The 25,478-nt window shown below is 42.4% G+C and carries 12 protein-coding genes; 2 read left to right on the forward strand and 10 right to left on the reverse strand.

The window, feature by feature from the left end; translation table 11 throughout:
- Position 1: 1 nt before the first annotated feature.
- The 10 genes from KFO40_RS02185 to KFO40_RS02230 all read right to left on the reverse strand — a co-directional run bounded on the left by KFO40_RS02185 (position 2) and on the right by KFO40_RS02230 (position 21,490).
- Positions 2–2,950, reverse strand: coding sequence for a glycosyl hydrolase 115 family protein (locus KFO40_RS02185; protein ID WP_211146040.1), 2,949 nt, complete (start codon positions 2,948–2,950; stop codon positions 2–4).
- 27 nt (positions 2,951–2,977) lie between these two features.
- A complete protein-coding gene (locus KFO40_RS02190; protein ID WP_369867976.1) occupies positions 2,978–4,483 on the reverse strand; it encodes a sulfatase in 1,506 nt (501 codons plus the stop codon).
- Positions 4,484–4,699: 216 nt separating this feature from the next.
- Entirely contained in the window at positions 4,700–6,712 is a 2,013-nt protein-coding gene (locus KFO40_RS02195; RefSeq protein ID WP_248005550.1) for an alpha-glucuronidase family glycosyl hydrolase, read from the reverse strand.
- Between the two features lie 159 nt (positions 6,713–6,871).
- Positions 6,872–7,792 (reverse strand): DUF1735 domain-containing protein, encoded by a 921-nt coding sequence (locus KFO40_RS02200; protein ID WP_008024216.1) that lies wholly within the window; start codon positions 7,790–7,792, stop codon positions 6,872–6,874.
- Between the two features lie 28 nt (positions 7,793–7,820).
- Complete coding sequence (locus KFO40_RS02205) at positions 7,821–9,602, reverse strand: RagB/SusD family nutrient uptake outer membrane protein (protein ID WP_008024214.1); 1,782 nt, start codon at positions 9,600–9,602, stop codon at positions 7,821–7,823.
- Between the two features lie 12 nt (positions 9,603–9,614).
- A complete protein-coding gene (locus KFO40_RS02210) occupies positions 9,615–12,386 on the reverse strand; it encodes a SusC/RagA family TonB-linked outer membrane protein (protein ID WP_032852725.1) in 2,772 nt (923 codons plus the stop codon).
- Between the two features lie 24 nt (positions 12,387–12,410).
- Positions 12,411–14,309 carry a RagB/SusD family nutrient uptake outer membrane protein gene (locus KFO40_RS02215; RefSeq protein ID WP_211146042.1) on the reverse strand — a complete coding sequence of 633 codons (1,899 nt, stop codon included), beginning with the start codon at positions 14,307–14,309 and terminating at the stop codon, positions 12,411–12,413.
- Positions 14,310–14,330: 21 nt separating this feature from the next.
- Positions 14,331–17,495: a SusC/RagA family TonB-linked outer membrane protein gene (locus KFO40_RS02220; protein WP_087322864.1), complete on the reverse strand. Its 3,165-nt coding sequence runs from the start codon at positions 17,493–17,495 to the stop codon at positions 14,331–14,333.
- Between the two features lie 149 nt (positions 17,496–17,644).
- On the reverse strand, positions 17,645–19,582 hold the full coding sequence (locus tag KFO40_RS02225; RefSeq protein WP_306462967.1) for a glycosyl hydrolase 115 family protein: 1,938 nt from the start codon (positions 19,580–19,582) through the stop codon (positions 17,645–17,647).
- Between the two features lie 351 nt (positions 19,583–19,933).
- Complete coding sequence (locus KFO40_RS02230; protein ID WP_248005551.1) at positions 19,934–21,490, reverse strand: DUF6377 domain-containing protein; 1,557 nt, start codon at positions 21,488–21,490, stop codon at positions 19,934–19,936.
- 418 nt (positions 21,491–21,908) lie between these two features.
- Here KFO40_RS02230 and KFO40_RS02235 point away from each other — a divergent pair, with 418 nt between their 5' ends.
- Together KFO40_RS02235 and KFO40_RS02240 are read left to right on the forward strand one after the other, a co-directional pair.
- Positions 21,909–23,723: a glycoside hydrolase family 2 protein gene (locus KFO40_RS02235; RefSeq protein ID WP_211146044.1), complete on the forward strand. Its 1,815-nt coding sequence runs from the start codon at positions 21,909–21,911 to the stop codon at positions 23,721–23,723.
- 131 nt (positions 23,724–23,854) lie between these two features.
- Positions 23,855–25,411, forward strand: coding sequence for a sulfatase (locus KFO40_RS02240; RefSeq protein WP_211146045.1), 1,557 nt, complete (start codon positions 23,855–23,857; stop codon positions 25,409–25,411).
- Positions 25,412–25,478: the final 67 nt, after the last annotated feature.

Genomic DNA, 25,478 nt, shown 5'->3' on the forward strand with positions numbered 1-25,478 from the left:
ACTAATTACATTTTGTACTTTCAGGTCCAAGGTATGAACGTTTTAATCCTCCCATGTCGATGACTATTTTCTGAATGACGACCCCGGGATCACCACAACGTATCTGTAGGGTGTGTTTGCCCGGCTTCTTCACATACAAAGTAGATTTATTCACTCTACAATTCTTCAGTACACTATCATACCAAACTTGAGAATACTCAATAGCAGAAGTAGATGGAGTAGAAATAGAACCATCATCTATACGGACACTATACTTTGTGTCCGAATTAGTATGTTCCGGCAATTTATAGTCTCGCTCTGCGTGTAAAGGGAATGTAGGTAGAACATAGGTATACACATCATAAATCCCGGCATTAAACGTATAAAAATCATATTCCACTCTACGTACATCACCAGCACGATACATCTGTAAGGGAGATATAGGATTCCCTAATTGCAAAGCACACCCTTCAACCCCAACCCCGGGAAGAATATTCATTTTTATGTCATTACTCTCAAACTTACGATGAAACCCTGCAGCCGGAATAGAGACATACCCATTCTCTTCCATATATACTCCTTGCATCTCATCACGCACAGGAGACGCCGGATTAAAAACAGAAACCAATACACATTCTTTTTGATCATTAGAACTAAACTCCACAGCACCTTTAATACTCTCTCCAACCGGAACTTTCTCCCAATCAACAGATACCCTGATTCGGTCCTCTGTCGGAGTTTGCCCAGCTTTTTGAGACACTATAATCCAATCGTCCGAGGGCTTTGCAGTCCAACTCAAATCTCCACTTCCTTGATTATACACATCGATCCAATGGCTTTTACGAGAAAAAGTGTTATAAACAGGCAAACTATGATAGCTCAACCCACCTTTATCCAAAATTTCACTTTCTGCCTGAAGAGCTAATTTAGGAGCACCAACCGGTGTATAACTTTCTTCCATCAACGGGAGCATAAAGTAAGAACTGGAACCTTCATAATTCTGTTTCAAAGACATCATATATTTCCATTTCCCGTTCAACAAAGAATTATACCCTTCAGTTATGATTTGCAGACTATCATGGTAATTCTTTACCTTCTCCTTTATCAAATTAGCGGCGGCACGCTGCTGACGAACATACTGCCGATAATATTGTCCTTTTATAGTCATGTGGTTCATCAGTTCGGCACCTTTCACCGGGTAGTATAATAACTGATAAAAAGCCGGCTGACTGTCTTTATCCAAAGATGCCAAAAGATTTTCCGCTTTCTTCCCAATGCGGCTATATTCGTTCAGACGATTTTCTGCTTCATTATAATTGGCAAAAGAGAACTCCGTATCCGTACGTTTCTCTCCCCCGCCCCAATAATTATTCCAATATCCCCAACCCATATATTCCGGTTTCCGGGAAAAAGCCAAATTGATATGCGAAGAAGTGATATCTTCAAATATGCTATAATACTGTTCCCCAAACATCTTTGCCAACCAACGGGCGGGATAGGTAACCACATTATTCGCATTAAAGCTATCTATATCATAAGCCATATCAAGGAATAAAGAGACTTGCATTTCGGCTCCTTTTAAATCACCGCAATTAGCCAGCCAGATACGGTCTGCCGTCGTATCATAAGCCTTTCGGAGTTCCTCATACATCAGAGCCGGGGGAGTAGTACTGTACCACAAATAGCTATGGGGAACTCCCAGATAAGAGACATGGTAGTAAACACCTGCACGCCCGGAGCGCTTCTGTTCATGCGGGCCACTTAAGCGCTTCATGTAGCCGAAGTTATCATCCGGCCAAATAATGGTTACATCATCCGGCAATTCCAATCCATTCGAATAGATTTCCAACACCTCCTTGTATGGAGTAAATGCCTGTGGAATTGTTTCAACCGGTCGATCAATATGTTCTGCAATCAAATTACGCTGGTCTTTCAACGCACTCTCCAGCATTTTGACCTTTTCTTTCATGGGGACATCACCTCCTCCCATTGCCGCATCATGCAATCCTCTCAAAGCCAATGTATATACATTCTCATAAGCACAGTTTTCCTTTACACGGTTTCCTAGAACTTCATTAATTTTATCCTTATTTTTACCATAATCCCAAGGCCCCATCGTTTTTGAATTCCATTCACTAGCTGTATTTAACAATAATGGTTCGCAATGACTGGACCCCATTACAATAGCAAAAGTATCTGCCACCAACTTATTTTCAGGTATCTTATAAAATGCGGTCGACACCGGATGCATGGCAGGAGCCAGATGATTGGCTTTCAACCGTAACAACAATTCGCATATTTTGGCATAAGTACGGGGACCTATATTGCCACGCTCTTTCTCAAAAGTCTTAGCGGCCCAAGGTTTCAGTCCCCAATCTTCATCATTCAGAAAAACACCTCTATATTTCACGGAAGGGGTCTTGGAAACAGTGGTGGGAGCATCCACATAAAGTGTTTTATGTTTCTTCACAGGGACATCCGCCCACCAATACCAAGGAGACACACCTGCCATTTCCGAAAGAGAAAACAAACCGTAAGAAGCTCCTCGCCTGTCACTTCCGGCTACAATCAGCGCTTTATCTACTCCTGGAAAAGGATGATTAACTGTCTGGATCAGATAACGTTCCCATGCTCCTTCCAAAGGAGATATATCTATTTTCCCATTGGAGGCTAACTGACGAATTGCCTGATTCTTTTCAATAGTACCGACAATAACCACTGTTCTTCCTTTCTTCCATTCATCTGCCAATTTTAATCTCTGTCCTGTGACATTTTCAATATCAGACACAAACAGTTCGGCAACCTTCTTTACAACCGGGTAATCATTGGCATCATAACACACGGTCGCCTTTATTTTCGATGCGACTAATGGGAAAGCATATTTACTATGTTTTACATTCTCATTCACAACCACTTGTGATTGCAGGGCAGATGCCACTACCAATAATATTAATAGCGAAAAGATTCTCATTGATACAGTAGTTCTAGTTATTCAGTTCTATTTCTTTTTATCTTCAAAATGATAGTTATATGGATTCCGCTTAAAATGGTAACGATTTCTTGGCACCGGCAATGGGTCTTGTACACGCAGTTCCCAAGTCATCAATTCTTCCAGCAATTCCATTTGTTTGGAGGCATATTTCTTTTTATTATAAAGATTATTAATCTCGGAAGGATCGGCTTTCAAGTTATACAGTTCACCACGACCATAATTGTCGAGTACTAGTTTCCAGTCATCTTTGCGAACCATACGTTCAGTTCCGCTTTGTGTCCAGGTATTCAGTTCGTCAAAGTGAGCTATTTTATTGGGTTGCAAAGCCCCCTCTTTAGCAAATGTCAACGGTTCATCCCGGGTGAAATCTTCACCACCGAATCCCTGTTGTACAATTACACTCGAAAATTCTTTCTTGGGGTACGATTTACCCGTCAACATCGGCCATAAACTGCGTCCTTGCACTCCAAGAGGTATATCTGCACCGATTGCTGTACAAATAGTAGGAAATACATCAGCAATAGAAACATGTGCATCCATAGGAGATTTTTGCGGATGAATGTTATATCCTGCCCAAATCATCGGAATACGGGTCAAACATTCGGGCACTCCTGCACCTTTACGAATCAAGCCATACTCCCCACAATAATCCCCATGGTCTGACAGGATTACAAAAATAGTATTTTCATAAAGCCCGGCTGCTTTGAATCCTTCAATCAGACGTTTGGTCTGGTCATCAATCAGACGAAGCATTCCTAAATAATTTCCACGCAAACGAGGAAGATCTTTTGCCAGATTCGGGCAGGCTGTATCTTCCAATTCCGCCAAAATCTCATACTTATTTCCTTTTTTAGATAAATCGTTCCGGCTAGTCAAAGTTGCCGGTATCTTTTCCGGAGAAAACATTGAGAAATAAGGCTCTGATATCTGATATGGATTATGCGGTTCAGGCATTGAAACCCACATAAAGAATGCGGAATCTTTTTGCTGCTCCGCCCAAGCCAAAGCTTTGGTAACCATTTTCACCGGATTCTGCGCTTCTGCCGGGAAAGGGGTGGCTTCCAAATATTGACCTCTCGCTTTATTATTCAGAAAAAATGCAAAGTCCTTATCTTCCTGCGTGTCACGCTGATTCTTTCCCCAATGAAAATATTCCTCACAATAATCAAAATCTTTCCCTTTCACATGCGCATGGTTCTTTCCCACTAATGCCGTCTTATATCCTTGTTCTTTAAACACTTCGAGCATATCTTTCTTATAATACATATCGGGAGTGTTGTGGTTCGTACGGACATGCGTAGCAGTCGGATAACGTCCTGTAAACATGGAACAACGCGCAGGCATACTAGCAGGAGCTACCGTATACGCCTTATCAAACCAGACATTACTCAATGCCAGCGAATCGGCAAAAGGAGTGACAGCCATCGGAAAACCTTCGCGACCACACAAATCAGCTCGCTGTTGGTCGGTCATGATGATAACAACATTGGGTTTGGGTGTTTGTGCCAGCATTGGAATAACATTAACCATACTGGAAATCGCAGAGATTGAAACTAAAACTTTTGTATTCATATAATAAATTCTTTAATCGTTCACGCCCAAAGTTCGACAATTCATTTGACAAACTACGAAAATAGCTGTTCAATAAAGGACAAAAAATGACAAATAGTCCAGTTACAAACACACGATGAGCCTATTGACCACGATCAATAGTTATACACAGAGCAATTACCAATATTGACTAAAGAAATTCAAAGCCGCCTGGTAAAAGACCTTTGTATCTCTTTGCTCTTTATATAGGCTCTCCAATACTTCTTCATATCTAACCGGGTCAATCTTATTCCGGATAGATTTCCATAGCCCGATGTTCACATCAACCTGCTCAATGCCTCGTTTCAAATTAGATTTGAACTCTTCACGTAATGACTTCCCGGATTTCATTTTATGCGACCACGGCACGTTGTGGAAACAAAGCAAGTAAAGTTCGGGACACTGTGACAAACTGTTGAATATATCCTTGTTGTATTTAAAATATTGAGACACATAGTTCGTTCCTTTTGTGGTACGATCAGTGCCGATAGACTCTTTGCTCACATGCCACTCTTTGTTTGCACGCTGTTCGAACCCCGCCGTATAATGGTCTTCCCGCTTCACAGTAAATCCCAAACTGTAAGGGGCATGAGCACAAACAAAGCTCTCCCATGTGGGCATCATCATTTGCCGGATGACTTCCAGCGTTGCTTCGTCACAATTCCATGTAGACTTTATCCAATCGGATGTAATACTTTCGGTCGATTCTTCCGGATTCCATGCCAGACGCCCGAAAGCATACCAGTTGGCTTGGGCAAAGTGATGAGCAGTCCAATTGCGCGAACGACCGATATTGCCTACTCCTGCCATGCCAAGCATACGCGACGGGAATGTCTTTCCGGCGATAATATTCGACACAGTACTTCCCTTTCCGTTACAATATGTATCGAAATCGAGGAAAGTTTTCCTCCACATGGGCAACAGATACACCAAGCTAACAGAACGCCCCAAGTACTCTTGCGTAATCTGGAGTTCAGGGAACAAAGGAGTATGGCGCATGGCTCCGAACAACGGTTGAGCCGGTTCGCTAGGCTGAAAGTCAAGCGTTCCGTTTTTGGTTTGCAACACTACGTTTTCGTCGAACTGTCCGTCCAAAGGCTGAAACTCCTTATAAGAACGTTTCATTCTATCTTTATCAATCTCCGGATTGTAGACAAAGGTGCGCCAAAGCACAATGCCTCCATGAGGTTTGAGTGCACGGGCTAACATATTGGCGCCATCCACATGGCTACGATGATAATCTTGCGGACCTGCCATGCCTTCAGAGTTGGCTTTTACAAGGAAACCTCCAAAGTCAGGTATCAGACTGTAAATTTCGTTGACCTTATCCATCCACCACTTTTGCACTTCGGGATTGAGAGGATCGGCTGTATCCAGATGTCCAATTCCGACACCTCCCCATTGTTTCCCCACGTCTTTGGTCGTAGAAGGTTTTACGGGAGCAGCAAAGTTGGGTGCAAGATACACCTTGATGTGATACTTGCGGAAGATATCAGCTAACGCAGCAACCTTCTCTAAATAGTCATGTCCTAAGATGCGCGGATCGGCATTAACATTATTCAGAATCACGGCGTTGATGCCGATGGATGCTTCCGCACGGGCGTAGTCGGTATATCGAGGTTCGATTTTCTTTGGCAAATCGTCCCATGCCCACAATCCTTTTCCAGCATAGCCGCGTTCTACCGTTCCACCCAGACCTACCCAATGATTGATCATACGGAATTCCAATGCAGGAATTTCTTTGATATTTAACTGTTCAAGCGGATATCCACATTGTATCAATCGAATCAAGTGGAACGTACCATAAAGAAATCCTGCATCGGAATAGGCTTGAAGTGTTATCCTCTTTTTACCACTGCGGATGATATATCCTTCCTCTCCCAGCCCTTTATCTTTACAGAAACTCATTTGAATTCCCACCGCATTATCCTGAACAAATATTGGTGTAACTGTCAGTAACGCCTTCAAAGCACGCTCCAGTTCTTCTCTTATGACTTCATCGTATCGGCTTCCGGGCAGACTAATGTGACTACCATACCGAATGGCAGATTGTTTTAAGCCAGATTCGGGAAGAGGTCTATAATTCATCCAAAGTTCATACCCCGTATCTACAGTGGATAACGTCTGTTCCTGACCAAAAAGATAGCTCATACAGCTCAAAAAGAAGAACAGAACTATGCTAAAACAACGAAAACAGTGATTCATGAGTTTCTATTTTATCGTATTAAAACTTTATTTTGTCTGAGCGCAGCTTCAAATCAAGCCACTCCCTTCAGATATATCTTTCTCATTTTTACTCCTTTTTTATAATTACCAAGTCTCTACACGCAAATCATAAAGCGGATCTTGACGCAACACCAATTTCTCCACCACATGATAATATTTGCCACCGTTCTCATACGTATATTCCAGATCGAATTGCGGTGCACGCGTACCTACTTTCGCTACATAATCGTAGTCGCCCTCAATCTTATAAGTACCCGATGCATTAGTGATTGCAGCTTTACCGCTCACTTCTTCCACTGTAACATTATTATTGGCATCCATCGTCAACGTCAAACTACCAACTGTCTCCAACTTATCACCTACGCCCGGGCACACCACTACACGCGGTTCCATTGTTTTAAAAGTGGCAGTAGCACATTTGATAATATCTTTAGTATTACCATAACTTACTGGTTCGCCGACAGGATTTCCTCCAGCATCAACTTCGGTTACGTTTCCCATGCGGTAATAAGTACCGGCATAAGTACTGATGTATTTAATAACGGCAACACAAGTCTCTGCTCCTTCGCGTATAGCATTCATTGAATTCTCTGTCATTCGAAAAGGAAGTGCATAGTAATCCGTCAAACAACGCGAATCCTCATAGAAAAGATTGGTAAAAGTGATCCCTACATCGGCTACCGGAGAGTTCGATTTACGCACCCGGAAATATTCCGGATCCGCCAGTGTATAATAGTTGGCGGGAAGCAACGTTTTCCCCGTTCCTTCAAGCAAGGAGGGGTCAATGGTAAATTTCGCCCAATCATTCATGTCTATTTCACGTTTCCCACCAATAGCCACTCCGACATAAATGTTCATATCACGGTCGCTAATCACAGTTCGCAGCGGCTTTGCTACAGCAAAGCCCATATCAGCTCCTTCGTAATCGTGGGTATAGTCGTCATAACACGCCGTAATCCCAACTAACAGCAGGAGTGCGGACAGTAAAAGTTTTGCAGATTTCATACTTTCTTCTTATTATAGTTAAACACAATCACCATCCTTTATTATTGATAAGATTCGGATTTTTCTGTACCTCTAAATAGGGTAATGGCATGTAATAATAGCGAACATCGTTTAATGGGCGATCTTCTACCTTCACCACCTTGAATGCCTCATCGCCTGAACCGTCACGAGTAACCTGCATTCCATAAATAGGTTCATTGAGAGGTAACAACCAACGCCGCAAGTCCCAAAAGCGTTGATTTTCAAACGCAAATTCAATTCGACGTTCATTTTGTATCAATGTACGGAATGTTTCTTTCGAGGCAGCCATCTCGTCCAAATAAGTCACATCGGTAATTCCACCTGACTTCTCCCGAATAGTTTTTATCACGTCGTAGGCAGACTTGGTGCATCCGGGTCCCACAACTTTCGGTCCGAAAGCTTCATTGGATGCTTCGGCGAAATTGAACCATACCTCTGCTTTGCGCAACATCGGATTATAGTGACGGGAATCCTGTTCTTCAAGAGGTTTCAAAAAGTCGGCAACCGTATTCATAAACTTTGCCAGGTAATAACCTGTACGTGTAGCATTTACGTTCATGTAACCGGAATCTTTTCCACCTGGAGTAACGTCGATATACGAACTGTTGGCTCCAAATTGACGTCCCTGATAGTAAAGATTCACATCGAAGCGGTTGTCACGCTGGCAATCATAAGGATCGGTTTCGTCATACAACGACCGCGAATCGGTTATGGGAAATCCATTTTTTGCCGGGAAAGCATCAGCCAAATTCTGCGAAGGCGTAGTCTGCGCATTCCCAAAATAGAAAGGCGGATAATGCCGTTGCTCCAAACCATGATTACGTCCCACAAATGTGCGAAAAAGGAATTCGGCCGATTGGGCATCCCCTCCATCGTACAGATCTTTCGGAACTAATGCCGAATAGTTTTTCATTCCACTCATCGCCAACACTTCATCGGCATAATTAGCCACACGTTCCCATTTGGCTTGGTAAGCCGTTTCGTCCACCACCGTATAATCGCCCATGCCGTTCAATCGTACTATGTTATCTGGCTGATAAGCAGGGCTGGCCGCATAGAGCAGTGTTCGTACTTTCAGTGCTGCGGCAGATAATCCCGAAGCACGACCAAATGCTTGGTCGCCCAATATAGCATCCCCTCCGGAATAAGTCAACGGAAGTAACGCCATTGCTTCGTCACAATCGTAACAAATTTGCTTAACGCAATCTTCATAACTATCGCGCGAAAAACTTTCCGGATGCGCCGCTTCTTCCGGAGTAATATAATGTGTTACGATAGGATAGCCCAACACTTGTCCGTTATCGGTCTTTCCACCATACATTCTCAACAGATTGAAACTGCACCATGCTCTAAGAAAAATAGCTTCTCCACGCAAACGTTTTTTGTAAGCCTGATCAATTTCGTCGCTAGAAATGCTATAGCGTATTTCATCCGTAAGTCCATTGTCGAGGAAAGTATGAATACGTTGCAGTTGATCATAACAAGCACTCCAATTTCCCAAGGGATTGTTCGTGCGGCTAAAGCCGCCCTGTCCGGCACGATAAACACTGGAATCGTAAACACGTGTCATGGCATTGTCTGTTGCCGCATCCAGAAAGTTGCCATCCCATGCATCAGGGACGGTCAAAACATCCTGATAAACCGAGAGTAGCACACCTTGTGCCTTTTCAGCGTTGGTCCATGTATCATCCACCGACCATTGATTGTTCATCTTGGTATCGAGATCGGTGCAGGCACTTACGATGCCTGTAACCCATGCAAGGACTATTATGTATCTAAATCTTTTCATCATTTCTTTCATTTAGAAGTTAATGGATATTCCGCCCGTAATGGTTCGGTAAGTCGGATAGTTGGTCAAGCCGGACAACATACGTTCGGGATCTAAGTCTTTGATGCCCGAAAGTACAAACAAATCGGTTCCCCTCACAAAGAATTTGAAATCTTTTCCTATAAACTTGCCCGTTTTATTGGCAAGCGTATAGCTCAACTCCACATTCTTCAGACGGAAGAACGACCCGTTTTCCGACCAGAAAGAGGAATTGCGGGAGTTGTTTGCTCCGGAGGTGGTAGTCAGTCTGGGCTGGGTCCCGGTAGGATTGTTTACCGGATGATAACGGTCGAGCGCCAATACGGAATATCCATCCAGTCCGTTGTTCCAATAGTACGAACTGGAAAGTATATTCGTGACGCCTGTCGTAGCTGTACCCAGTATGTAAAGGCCAAAACCTTTGTAATTCAACGAAAGATCAATACCCATCGTGGTAGTGGGGAAACTTTGTCCCAAATCGGTTACGTCATTATCATTAATCATATTGTCACCATTCAAATCGGCATAAGCGATATCACCGGCCTGATAGGCACCATAGCTTTGCAACGGATGCCCAGCCAACTGCACGTCTTTACCAAACAATCCTTCTGCCTGCAAACCAAAAATTGTACTGGTGGAACGTCCCACGCTCTTACGATAGTCTTCGATGTTATCTAATTCATCGCTCTTACGCAATTTGTTTTTGGTAAAAGTAAGGTTCACCCCCACATTGTAATGAATCTCACCTATTTTATCTTGCCACCTTACTTGCGCATCTATGCCTTGGTTCATTACTTCACCGATGTTTTCGGCAGGAATAAAGTCTCCCACTACAGCAGCATATTTAACGGTGTTCTTTCCTATGATATTCTTACGCATTTCACGGAAATAGTTCACGTCAGCCGAGAGGCGGTTGTTGAAGAAGGTTCCCTCTACGCCTATATTCAATTCGTTGGAATATTCCCATTTCAAGTCCGGATTGCCATAACGCACCAAATCGGTAGTTGGACCTCCGGTACTAGGTTTGTGTTCGAATTTATCACCATTCTTCCAGTTGGTACGATAAAGGAAATGCCCCGTATTGCCGGCATATCCCAAATGTCCGTAATTAATCTTCAACTTTAACGAGTTAACAGCCTTTACATCTTTCATGAAGTCTTCCTTAGAAATCATCCATGCCCCCCCAATGGCATAAGCAAAGAAGTAGCGGTTACTGCCGCTAAAGCGGTTCGACCCCATAGCTGAAAGAACGCCTTCCACAAAATAACGCTTATTGTAAGCGTAATTACCACGAAAGGTAAAAGTACCATTTTTCACATCTTGTGTATTACCGGTTTTCTCTTCAGTAGTATAACGGAAAGCGGCTTCTGCCAATACATCGTGCAAATCGAATGAATGCTCATAGTTTACGTTAGCACGCCATCCAAAGTTACGATATGTATCGTTGGATGAGATAGATTGCTTTTTTGGCAAATTCAACTTCTTACGCTCCGTGAATCGAAGCACTTCCTCCCCTTCGTCATCAAGGTAGCGTTCGATAGAATAAGTAGGATAAGCATTACGTAACTGTTGACGCAAGTAACTATAATTATCAAATGTCATATAAGCATTTGCCGTCAGACCTTCAGTCAATGATTTCAGGTCAAACTTCAATCCTAAATTGGTCTGACTATTCACATAACGTTCCGAAGTGTTACCTCCATAAGCCATATCCATATACAGGTTGTTGGTCTTGCGGACACTGGTTCCGAATATCAAAGACGATTCGTCGGTGGTGACTCCATCGCGACCATTAATATCTTCCGGAGCAATCATGAAAGGATATTCGTTGGGACGAAGGGTAGAGATTTCACTAAACAGCGTGGCTCCATCCACAGCCCCCCAATCTTTCTTCTCAATCCGTCCTGCTACATCAGCCGAAGCAGTCAGAAAGTCGGTAATGCGCAAATCCAAATTACCTCGCGCGTTGATACGATTCAAATTCGAACGATCACTGACTTTTTCCAAACCTGAACTGCCGGTATAGCCTACTGTCACGGCATAAGTCGCTTTCTCTGTACCTCCGTTCAATTCGATCGTAGCCTTGCGGAATGTACTTGCGTCACGTAGAAATTCTTTGTAATAATCGACATTAGGATAACGCAAATCATTCACCCCCTTCGAATTCTTATAACCTTCAAGATCAGTTGCCGAATAAAAAGGCTGTATACCATCGTTTACACAAGCTTCATTGAACAGCGTAGCATAGTTGTAGGAATCAAGAAATTCCGGCATACGGGTAACCGGTTGTATGCCGTATTCCAATCCTACACGAATCACGCGTTCGTTGGCTTTTCCCCGTTTAGTACGAACGAGTATCACTCCATTCGTAGCCTGCTCTCCATACATAATTTTAGCAGTGGCATCCTTTAAAATCTGTATAGATTCGATTTCTTCGGGCAGGATGTCGTCAATCGGACGTTTGATACCATCAATAATCACGATAGCTTCGCTCGTTCCATTGTTGTGCAGACCTCGCACATAGAAAGTAGAGTTATCATAACCGATACCTCCCACATTAGGGATCGCTATCAGTCCGGCAGCCTGTCCTTGCAACGCATTCGACAGTTGCAAGGTAGGATACTTCTTCAGGTGATCCATATTGACCCGGCTCACGGCACTTACCGAATCCGGCTGTTCTTTTTGGGCATTCGCAACAGATGTTATCCCCAGAAAGAAGATGGCTGCGAACAATCCTTTTAAGAATCTATTATAACTATTTCTCATAAATATCAAAATATTAAAGTGTTATTACCAACCGGGATTCTGCTGCAAATTGTGAAGTGCATCCACATCGTGTTGCGGCAACGGATACCAATAGTTGCGCATATTCGAGAATCCGCGAATTTCCTTCTCCATATCAAACACCGTATAAGTAAAACTTGCCGGACGTGTACCAGACTTTCCGTCAGCTGAATCTTCATAACTGCCTACAGGATCGAAGTAAACTCCCTTTATCGGATAAGGTTCGTTAAACAGTGTGTGCATGATCATCCAACGACGAACATCCCACCAACGGTGGTTCTCGAACATCAGTTCTACTCCCCGTTCCCGACGATAGGCTTCGCGGAACTTTTCGGGATCAGACACGATGTCGGAAGGAATATCCGTCACACCGATACGATTGCGAATAGTATTAAGGGCTTCTTCTGCCGTCATTCCACAGTCTTCTACTTTAGCGGTCGCACTTCCGGTAGCTTCAAAAGAGGCTTCGGCAAAATCAAGGTAAAGTTGCGTAGCACGGATAAAGACGGTTTGAGCAATCTTTTGCAGGAACGGTTTGGTTGTTCCTAACGTTTGATCATGGCGATAGTTTGCTTCCGGCCATAAAAACTTCCGGCACATAAATCCTGATAATTGTCGTCCGTTGGTATGTTTCGAACTTCCATAGTTATTGTAGGCTGTGCAACCTCTCCACAAACGAATGTAATAGGGCTTGCCACTTGCATAGGTTCCCCAAGTATCACCAGGAATAAGAATGTTGTTGTAGAAACGAGGATCACGATCAATGAAAGCATGTTCCGGGTCGAATTTGTAACCCGACCGGGTATCATTAATCGGATAATAAATACCATCCGCTCCTTTGCGCTCGTACATATTTACCGCATTCAGTGTAGGACAAGAAATAGCGAATGATTCCGAGCCGGTTCCTCCCGTCATATCAGCATAAAGCCAGAAAGCACGTGCGGTCTTGGAACGATCGCTATCACTGGGTATTCTGCGTCGCCACCAGATAGTCTCTACACGCTTGAGTTCCGTATCGGGAAACCAAAACAGGTTCATATACTCATCGGCAGTTGCCAGTCGTACACCTGTTTTCGCTTCATTCTGCTTCATATAGGTGATAGCTGCCCATGCAGCCTTTGCAGCAGCCTTTGCACGTTCCTGATCATAGCTTTTTATTTGAACAGAGTTCAGGTCGTTCTGCATCAATGGACTGGCGTCATAAAGCAAAGCCATCTCTTTGAATGCCAGAGCTGCTAATTTAGTAGGACGGCCATACTGGTTATCGGGCCAAGTGTCAGGTAGCATGGAAATGGCTTGGTCTATATCGCCTATCATCCATGCACTACTTTCATGATAGGTGACACGGGGAATATCGTCGTCACCACCAGCAAATACTTTATCCAGAATCGGCATACCTCCATAGCGTTTGATGACGTTGAAATAGAACCAAGCACGATAAAAATAAGCCTGTCCCAGAATTTCATTACGTTGCTCTCCCGTCAATGGTACTTTATCAATATTAGCAATGACCCGATTCACTATGCGTATGGAAGGAAGTGCCTTACCAATGGGAGTATTGCTGCCATTTCCGATCTCTGTCACATTGGCCGCCTTATCGGTAGTCAACCATGCCCCGGAGAAAAACTTGGCAAAAACGGTTTTATTGTATGTCGCAGACATTTCATCCGCCATCACACCTACATACGTGCGTTGATTCTTTCCATCATCTGCACCTTCAAATGTGTTATAGGCTTCCAATTTAGGATATACTTGATCCAAAAATCCACGGATGGACTCATAACTGCTATATACAGCCTCTTCCGTCAGCCCACCGGAGTCTTCGCGTTTATCCAGAAAGTCTTCGCAACCTGCCAAAAACAGGAAGAGTAGTCCAACCACTGCGTATTTATATGTTTTCTTCATTGAATTCATCGTTTTAATAGATTAAAATGAAACTCGCACGCCCGAAGTAAACGAACGTAAGATAGGATATTTGGCTTGTTCGCCCTCGGGGTCAATACGGTCGTCGCCGCCCCACCAAGTGAGTAAATTGTTTCCGGTGACGTAAACTTGCAAACTCTTCAACCCTACCGTTTTCAACCACTTCTTGGGCAGATTGTATCCTAATTCCATGGTTTTCAGTCTCAAGTACGAGAAGTTTTGATAGCGGTAAGTACTTTCGGTTCCATTAAAAGCACCGTCATTTGTCAGGTGCAAAGCGGGTGCTCTCACACCGCTAGTATTGGCTGTTTCTGGTGTCCACGCATTCATCACATCAGGCTGCGCATTAATTTTCCCGGATTTAAACGAAGCGGAATAAACAGAATTTACCAATTTATAAACACCGGTAGGCGCATAAAACATAGCACTGAAACTCAACCCTTTCCAATCAAAGCCCAGATTCAAGCCATACGTGTGTAACGGATAGTTGAGCTCGTCTACTGCCACTTTGTCCTGACCATTGAGAATTCCATTGGAATCGAAGTCAATGTAGATAAAGTCGCCAGGCACCACCTGACCGGGAGCTACCGAATTGATGGAACCGGTCTGCGCATTATTAAATACATCATCGATAGTTTCATAATTACCCACCGCCAAGTAGCGGTTTTGATGCCCGATAGGTTTTCCCGCCTCTTTCAAATGGTTGGGACCGTTGACAGGGTCATCGCGAAATACTACCCTATTCTCGCTCGAGGCCAATGTGAAACCTACATGATAACGGAAATCGGAACCTATTTTATCGTTGTAATGCAGTTCTAACTCAAATCCATGGTTCTTGGTGGAACCAATGTTTAATGCATTGAACTTGGCTCCCGTAATGAAAGAAGTAGTTTGAGGCTCCATCAGAATGTCTTTACGTTTTTCGTCAAAAAGATCGAGCGTGATGTCAAGCTTGTTCCACAATCCAATCTCAATACCCAGATTTTGTTTCGTTGATTTCTCCCACGTGGAATTGAGGTTGGCTACATCTCCTTCATGATACAAAGGCCCCCAAATCTGACCGGAAGCATCTGTACCCAACGTGATGTTGCCGTCCGAAGTAAACTGCTGTATATAGTTCCACCTCTTGGCACCTGCATCGGAGCCTACCTTACCCCACGAATAACGGAACTTGGCATTTGTAAGTACCTTGCCTATACTTTTCTTGATAAACGGTTCTTCCGAAAGCCGCCATCCCAAGGAGAACGAAGGGAACAAACCAAACCGTTCTCCACGGGCAAACTTCTCGGAACCAGTATACGAGATATTCATTTCCGTAAGGTAACGCTCTTTCCAGTTGTAGGTGACACGCCCCACCCAGTCTTCATTGTAGTTAGGGAAACGCATATATTGGGTATTGTTCTCCGTGTACCTTTCGTCATAGATTTTACGGTTGACCAAAGCAAGCGCACTTACATTATGATCGTTGAAAGATCGATTATAAGCAACAGAAAATTCATAATAGAAACGACGCGTATAGGCATCCAATCCGTCCCACATAGTCACACCGGGAGGCAGAGGCACCGATTCGGAAGTCGGAAGCCTTTTATCTTCTATCATCGGATAGGTGATGGTCCCATCGGTATTGACCACCGGATTGGCATAATCATAGACTCGGTGATACCGGACAATGGATTTTAAGGCTTGATCGGCAGAGCCTCCTCCACGATAAACATCGGTATTGGTAGTCGACGAAGACGAATAAGATACTTTTGCAGCCACTTTCAATCCTTTGGTGATGAAATCCAGTTTCTGCTCCAAAGATGCATCATACCACCCCTGAAACGTTTTACGAAGTTTGGCACCTCCCAGATTCATGTTGGCCACCGGATTCTTTTCTTCATCATCACCCCAATTGCCATCAGAATACATAATCGGATGGTCGCTGGTGGATTCGGTCAGAATACGATTAAAGGGACTGTCGTTATCAATCGACTTGTTACGATAACCCATGCTACCGGCTATGTTAATGGATAGCTTGGTAGACTTGGTGAAGTTGAAGTCGAAATTCGACCGCCAATTGTACCGTTTGTAGGTATGCCGCGGATCAAAGTCGTCATTCTTTTTCAGGTCGTAAATATCTCCATCACCCTGATAACCCGCCGAAGCAAAATATTTCATATAGTCGGTTCCACCACGTATGTTGATATTATAGTTTTGAGTAAATCCGCCCGTTATCAATTCATCCCACCAGTTAACATAGGGAAACACATCGTTGTAAGCTCCATAGTTGCCTTCTGCATAGGCTCTGCTCCATGCATCAATGGTAGATTGTGGTATCAACTTGTCCCAACTGGCATCGTTGGCCATTGCCATGTTATAGGCCTGCATGGCAGTAACGTGATCAGCAAGCTTCATGCTTGTGGTCGGTGATTTAAAAGTGTAATTGGCAGAAAAGTTGATGACCGGAGCCGTATCAGTACCTCTCTTGGTTGTGATAAGGATAACGCCATTACCACCACGAACACCATAAACAGCTGTTGCCGAAGCATCTTTCAACACGGAGATACTTTCGATTTCGTTCATGTCAACATCATTCATGTTACGCTCGATGCCATCCACTAACACCAACGGATCGGTATTGTCCCAAGTACTTTTCCCACGAATATACATTTTAACCTCATTGTCGCCCGGCATGCCCGACGAATTGATGGCTACCACTCCATTAAGCTTTCCTTGCAGCGCTTCGGATACCGAGTTTACACTACCACCTTTCATCAGTTCGTTACCACCGGTTTGCGTGATGGAACCTACGCTGGTGACTTTCTTCTGCACTCCATAACCCACCACTACAACTTCCTCCAATTGCTTACTATCCTCTTCCAGAGAGATAATAGCATCCTTTTTCAAGTCAGCTACCTTTAAAAGTATCTCCCTATATCCGATATAAGAAATCTTTAGCACAGCATCGGGAGTCGCCGTTAATGTAAAATGACCATCCACATCGGAAATGGTTCCATTCGAAGTTCCCTCAACGGTGATATTCACACCGATCAAAGGCTCATTACTTTTTGCGTCTACTATTTGCCCTTTGATGCTGTGATTTTGTCCCCAAAGCAAAGGAGGAGAAAGCAACAGGGACAGAAAAAGCAGGCACATCCACTTTAGTTTCATGCTTTGATGTCTCATAGTGATTCTATTTAATTAACAAATTTATTATGAAGCGAATTAGCATTTTAATATATTACGCCTTTCGCCTATTAAAATATATCATTCAATCAATGACCTCATCATATTCTTTCCCAAGGAGAGAAAGAATATGATAAAGATTTGCCTTATTATATTTTGTTACGCAGTTCTCTTAATAGTTTAAGCTTGGCTGGAATATTAAATTTACCATCTGCCGAGTCGCCGGCATACCAAGTTGAGAACACTCCTTCTTGGGTATCATATAGTGCATCACGCGCCTCTTCCAATCGCCGGATAGCAATATCCAGGTTTTCTGCGCGCTTACTACTTTCTTTTTCTTTATAAGCAGAGACAAAATGATATAATGAATGGCTCAATGCTGCCATATAATGACAAGGAGCAGCCAAATTATCCCTAAAAAAACGTTGGTCTTGCTTTGGCAAACGTTTTAAAAGATTCTCACAACGTTGAGAGACTTCCTCAAAACGCACAGCTGTCTTTTTCATACCTGCAATCAATGAATCAACTTGGTTATTGCCATCAATGCGGAATGAACGTCCGGGAACCCGTTCAAATCCTATGTCATAGAGCGGATTCGGAGAAAAATCGCTAAAACGTTTACCTATCTGATCGAAAACACGGGAATAACGCAAATCCTGGAATATAAACTGACGTTCCATTCCCGGAAATTCAGACGGTTTCTGCTGCCAATAAGCATAGTAATAGTCGTGATAAAGCTTGGCTACTTCTTCAGCATATTTTTGTCCAAAATATTGAGAACAAAAATCAATCAAGAAAGAATCTGTATTATATGCTTGCATATCCCACATCATACGAGCATTAGCGGACATTTCCATCACAAACTCCCTTAAATTACCGGCATTAACCACCGAAAAAGTTAGCGGACCGCGGGTATTCACATAACGATAATTGGCTTCCATTTTCCAAGGGCCTTCTGCAGGAGCCAGATGGGCGCCGGTTGAAGTAAATTGGAGATTCATATAATAACCTAGCTTCACTTGTTTCGTCGTATCGAATGAGACCAAATCATCATAAGGATAATGATCTCTCCGTCCTGCAACAAAAGTCCAGAGCATATTTTTACCAGTTGGAGGTTGTAAATAACCTTTAGCCAACAAATCAGAAAGCTCATCATAAAAGGTCATTCGCACGAAAGGATCCTCTTCACCGGTTGCTTTTTTTATCATAGCCAGCTGTATACGGATCATACGGTTAATAATATCTGCACGTTCCTTATCATCTTTCGGCGCATCAGAGAAGGCGGCCCAAAAAGGTTGGTCATTTACACCACGAAAAGCAATCTGCCACAAGTTTTCCTGTTTGTTGCGACATACCGTCTCTATACTATATTGCCAAAACTCAATCAAAGCTTTCTCATTCGACAAAAGTAGCTCCGGTGGTTCGACGCCACGTACTTTTCGCCAATATCCTGCCCAATTCATTAAATTATTGTTGCAAGCAACATGATGGTGAGAAGTTAGTACAAGTCCATATTTGCGTAATAAAGCAGCCTGACTATTCAGTTTATAATCAGGATAAGTAACCGTTGCCTCTAATTCTACCGTATTCAGTTTTAACCGAAGCATCGTTTCAAGCCACAGCTCATCATTCTCTTTTGACAACCGCCTCCAAGGTTTGAACAAATCTGTATCATTAGGAAACCATGCGCGATACCTGACTTGTGGTGACTTCTTAAAATAGTCAAAGCTCGATTTTATCTCTACCTGTTTCTTATACTGTGGTTCCCACGAGCAAAAATACCATAAGGGCGGCACTCCTAAAAATAACTCGCTAAAAGTATAAATGGCATAAATAGCTCCACGCATATCCTTTCCATGAAGATAAATGCGCTTTTCTTCCGGGCTACAATATACCCTGTGAGATTCAAAACCATCCAAAGGACGGATAAATCGTGACTGAAACAAAGGGTTATCCACCGCCTCATTTATAATAACAATATCGATTTGCTGTGTATCATCAGTATTCTGAAAGATTTCAGGTTTATAATGCATCACCTTCTCAAAATCTTTGCATAAAGTTTTTGCTGCCAATTTTACTGGCTCCATTTCGTTCTTGGATAGTAGAATCTTGAAATTTCCTTTCTGCAGCTTTAAAGAGGAATTTGTATCTATTGCCAGAGACGGGATGGAAACCCCAAATAAAGCAATTAGATGTAATAAGAATAATCTGCTGTAGTTCTTCATACTTTTCACGGTTCTTTGTTGATTTAAGCCATTTACATTCTTCGTTAATCGAAGCATAGGCAAAATTAGAAATTACCTACCGAAAAGTATAAGGTTACACCCGCTGTATAATAAAAATATAGGGTTTTATAACCCATATAGCACTATTAATCAATTATTTATCATTTCACAACAAGGGTGAAAATATAGGGATTCGCACATCCTTATATAACCCTAAAGACCTATTTTTCTGACATCTTTTTCAAAATTTGCAGGATCAACTGCTTTATTTCGAGTGCGAACTCTATAATTATAAACTGTATTCACAGAATATCCCAAGATCTCTGAAATCTGTTCGGATTCTGTAATTCCCAACCGGATCAAGGCAAAAATGCGCAAGGTAGAATTTAATGCATCTTTATTCTCCAGAATAAATTTATCATCCGGTTGAAGTAATGAATTGAAGTTCTCCACAAACGTCGGAAACAAAGACAGGAACGTTCTGTCAAAATCAGCAAAAGCACTTTTCCTGTTAAAATCCGAATTCAAATGATGAATCATCGTATAGAGAGAATCATACTGCTTATTTTCCAATTTTTGCTGACCGACCAATACAAAATTATCAAGCTGATTCACCAATTTAAAAGTAGCATCCAGATAGTGCCCTATATATGAGTTTTTAATCCGGTTCGCTTCCGACAATTTCAGATTCAGCCTTTCTAATAATTGACGGGAGCGGCGGAGACGTTTCATCTGCACCAGGATATAAATGATAGCTATCACCAATACGATTGCAAAAACAGAAGTCAAGATAAAACTATCCTGAAAAGTCTGTCGCTTCACCTGCTCTATATCAAGTTTTTCCCCAACAAAAACAGGCAATAAGGTTCCGATGACATTTATTCTATGACGCGTTCCGTAAAAGGCTGCATCTTCAAATGCTTCATTGATATATTCAGATGCTAGATTCACATCATTTTTATGATAATATAGCATGGTTGCCAACCCTCTCATGGATACCGATTCTTTAGTAGCACTACGAATGTCATTCACAGCCGCCTTCACATAATAGTGGATAGCTTCATCATCCAGTTCCAAATTACGATTGATATATGCCATTGTGGACAGAAGGATGGAAAGTGTTTCCGAATCAGTTGTATCACAAAGGTTCAGGGCTTGTTGATAAAGCTGTTTGGCTCTCTCCAATTTGTTTTCTTTCAGAGCGATCTTTCCTTTTACATAACAGACCGTCGATGAATCGGAAAGGTAAGGCAGGCTTTCCGTCAAAAGTTCATTTCCCAATTGGTTATATCTGGATGAGAACACATCGTCTTTTGTATAATCCGCCAAATCGTGATATACACGTCCGAAGCTAATGTAATAGTCTGCCAACACTTTAGCAGGTAATGCATCTTTTTCTATTTGAATGGAAGATAGTGAATCGAGAGACTCCTTAAAAAGTCCTCCGCGTGCCAAAATATATCCCAACCGCGTTTTGGCACTTACCATATATGCAGAACTGTCTATGACACTAGCTATCCTGCACAACTGGGTAGCATAATGAAAGGCAGAATCAAAAGAATATAACTTAAATTCATTATACAAATCTACATTGACCTGAAACTTTTCTTCACATGTCATCCTGTTCGAATTAGTATTCAAGAAGTTCCGGATAGAATCTATATCATTCAATTTCATTTGATTATACACATCTTTCTGTTGCAAAGCGAGTGACATTTGTTTAGCAACTTCCTCCCTATATTGAAATGGCTTTCCACTTGTACAACCCATATAAAATATAGAAATAATAATAAAGAATATTATCCAAAAGTCCCAAACGTATTTTTGTCTATGTTCCTGCATAAATATCAAATAAGAATAGATTAACAATCATCGGTCATACAAAAATATATAAAATCTCATATAAAAGAAACTTTTAAGACTATTATATTTTTGTATCCTGATATTACATTACAAAGGTGTACATTATTTCCAATATCATATAAAAATAACGGTTCAATAAAGAATAAAAATCAGTCAATTCCCCTTTTATACCACCAAAAACTCTTTAATTTGGTCAAAAAGAAGAGAATTTATTGTTTTTTGAACGGCAAATTTCCTTTATTCTCTTTTAATTCCCCTTTCTTTGCAATATTCCTTATTAATGGAAATTATATCTAATTACTAACTATATTTTATTACCATGAACATGAAAAAGAATTTTCTAACAATGCTGCTTGCATTGGCTCTATGCAGTTCGACTTTTGCTCAATGGAAACCTGCCGGTGACAAAATCAAGACATCGTGGGGAGAACAGCTTGACCCTAAAAACGTATTGCCGGAATATCCGCGTCCTATCATGGAACGCAGTGACTGGAAAAACCTGAATGGGCTTTGGAAATATGCAATCACAAAGAAGGGTGATCCTACACCTGCTGCTTACCAAGGCGATATTCTTGTTCCTTTTGCCGTAGAATCGTCTTTATCAGGCGTAGGTAAAATGATAAACGAGAAAGAAGAACTGTGGTACCAACGTACTTTCGACGTTCCTTCTGCCTGGCGTGGTAAACAAATCCTGTTGCATTTCGGTGCGGTAGACTGGAAAGCAGAAGTTTGGGTGAATGATGTAAAAGTAGGCGAACACACAGGCGGATTTACTCCTTTCTATTTCGATATTACTTCTGTACTTAATAAAGGAAATAATGACCTGGTAGTAAAAGTATGGGACCCTTCAGATCGTGGCGAACAACCCAGAGGAAAGCAAATAGCAAATCCTCATGGCATTTGGTACACTCCGGTTACAGGTATCTGGCAAACAGTGTGGTTGGAACCGGTAGCAACACAATACATCACTAATCTGAAAACTACTCCTGATATTGACAATAATTCTGTTAAGGTAGAAGTTGCCGCTAATACGACCTCTGCAGACAAAGTGGAAGTAAAAGTATTCGATGGCAAGAACCTTGTAGCCAAAGGCGCAGCGTTGAACGGAGTACCTGTTGAACTGGCAATGCCTGCTAATGCTAAACTGTGGTCTCCGAACTCTCCTTTCCTCTACAACATGGAAGTGACTCTGTATAAGGACGGAAAAGCAATAGACCAGGTAAAGAGTTATACGGCTATGCGTAAATATTCTATCCGCAAAGGTCAGAATGGCATCACTCGCCTGCAATTGAACAACAAAGACTATTTCCAGTTCGGTCCGCTCGACCAGGGATGGTGGCCTGACGGTTTGTATACTGCACCGACAGACGAAGCATTGGTTTATGACTTGAAGAAGACGAAAGACTTCGGCTACAACATGGTACGTAAGCACGTCAAAGTAGAACCTGCACGCTGGTACACTCATTGCGACCAATTAGGATTGATCGTATGGCAAGATATGCCGAACGGTGGTCCTAGCCCACAGTGGCAGGCACGCAACTACTTTAACGGCAGAGAAGTGATTCGTTCCGCTGCTTCGGAGGCTAACTACCGCAAAGAGTGGAAAGAAATCATCGACTGTCTGTATTCTTATCCAAGTATTGCCGTATGGGTTCCTTTCAATGAAGCATGGGGACAATTCAAGACTCCGGAAATCGTAGCATGGACCAAAGAATACGATCCTAGCCGCCTGGTAAATCCTGCCAGCGGTGGTAATCACTATACTTGTGGCGATATTCTCGACCTTCATCACTATCCGGGCCCGAACATGTTCCTTTACGATCCGAGACGTGCCACCGTATTGGGTGAATATGGAGGTATCGGCTTGGTAGTAGAAGGAAACACTTGGGTGAATGACAAGAAAAACTGGGGTTATGTGAAGTTCAATACATCGGACGAAGTAACGAACGAATACATTAAATATGGCAAACACCTGTTGGAATTGATCCAGAAAGGATTCTCTGCTGCCGTATATACCCAGACAACAGACGTGGAAGGTGAAATCAACGGTCTGATGACTTATGACCGTAAAGTTATCAAGATGAATGAAGCTAAAGTCAGAGAAATCAACCAACAGATCTGTAACTCTCTGAATAAATAGGAAATAGCAAATTAAATAAATACTCTTTTCCTTGTTGAATATCAAGACAGCACCTTTGAATTTTTTAATTCGAGGTGCTGTATTTTCATTTATAATAAGAAAGCTCTCCCATTGTCATCAGTCAGAGAGCAATGTTTCATTTAAAGGAGATTTTTATGAACAGCAAGCATATCTTCTTATCCACCTTAGTCGGTCCCTTAGTAATTCCGTCACTCAATGCAGCCGAAACCAACAGACCCAACATACTATTTGTCATTTCTGACGACCAGTCTTACCCGCACGCATCGGCCTATGGTTCACCCATAGCTAAAACACCGGCATTTGATTTTGTAGCCCGTAACGGCTGGTTATTCAACAATGCGTTCGTTACTTCTCCTGGAAGCAGCCCTTCGCGAGCTTCTATCTTAACCGGACTTTATCCCTGGCAAATAGCAGAAGCAGGCACTCATGCTTCCTCCTTCCCTGCCGAATATAAATGCTTTCCTGATATTTTGGCGGAAGCAGGTTATCATGTTGGCTGCACAGGGAAAGGATGGGGCCCCGGCGACTGGAAAATATCGGGACGAAAGCATAACCCTGCAGGTCCGGAATACAATAAAAGACACATTCAACCTCCTTTCAAAGGAGTGTCCAATACCGATTATTATCAAAACTTTAAAGAATTTCTCCACGCCAGAAAGGAGAAACAGCCTTTCTATTTCTGGGTCGGTTCACGTGAGCCGCATCGTCCTTATGAAAAGAATAGCTGGAAAAAAGCCAATAGAAAACTGGCCGATGCAAAAGTTCCTTCTTTTCTTCCCGATAAGGAGGCCATAAAAGGAGATTTATTAGACTATGGAACGGAAATAGAATGGTATGACAGCCAATTATCCCGTATCCTTGACACATTGAAAGAAGAGGGCGAATTAGAGAATACCCTGATTATTGTCATGGCAGACAATGGAATGCCTTTCCCCGCAGCCAAAGCAACTTGTTTTGAATATGGTATCCATATTCCAATGGCTATATGCTGGATAGGTAAGATTAACGAAGGAGGTATCAGCGATGAATTTGTAAGTGGTGTCGATCTGGCCCCAACGATCCTTGATGCAGTCGGTATAGCAAATAAAGGGCAAATGATAGGTATCAGCCTACTACCCTATCTTCAGAAAAAGAGAAAAAACACAGGAAGAACGATGGTTTTTGCAGGAAGAGAACGTCATGCTTCTGCGCGATATAATAATTGGGGATATCCGAGCCGTGCATTAAGAACAAAAGATTTTCTTTATATCAGAAACTTCCGTCCGGAGAGATGGCCTGCAGGTGACCCTTGCGCTATTGATAAAAAAGGGAAACTAGAAGCAATGCATAGTGCTTATTACGACATAGACCAATGTCCGGCATGGGACTTCATTGTCAGCAACAGAGATGACAGAGAAATATATCCTTATTTTCTGAAAGCAGCAGGGAAACGACCTTATGAAGAATTGTATAATGTATCTACCGATCCCGGTTGCCTTCATAATTTAGTTGGAAATGGTAAATGCACTGAAAAGCTAAATAATCTCCGTAAAGAAATGGACAAATTACTTAAAAAGACCAAAGATACACGCTACTTAGATGATCCGACTCAAGATGACATCTGGGAAACTTATCCGCGTTTGAGTGGAGCAATGCGTACCTTCCCAGCACCTTTGCTCACTGACTAACATCATTCAGGCACGAATTACACGGATTAATAGGGACAAGTTTATTCTCTTTCCGTAAGATCCGTGT

Origin of the sequence: Bacteroides sp. 1001302B_160321_D4 (assembly GCF_015667765.1) — a bacterium.
In the GTDB taxonomy this organism is placed as follows: domain Bacteria; phylum Bacteroidota; class Bacteroidia; order Bacteroidales; family Bacteroidaceae; genus Bacteroides; species Bacteroides xylanisolvens.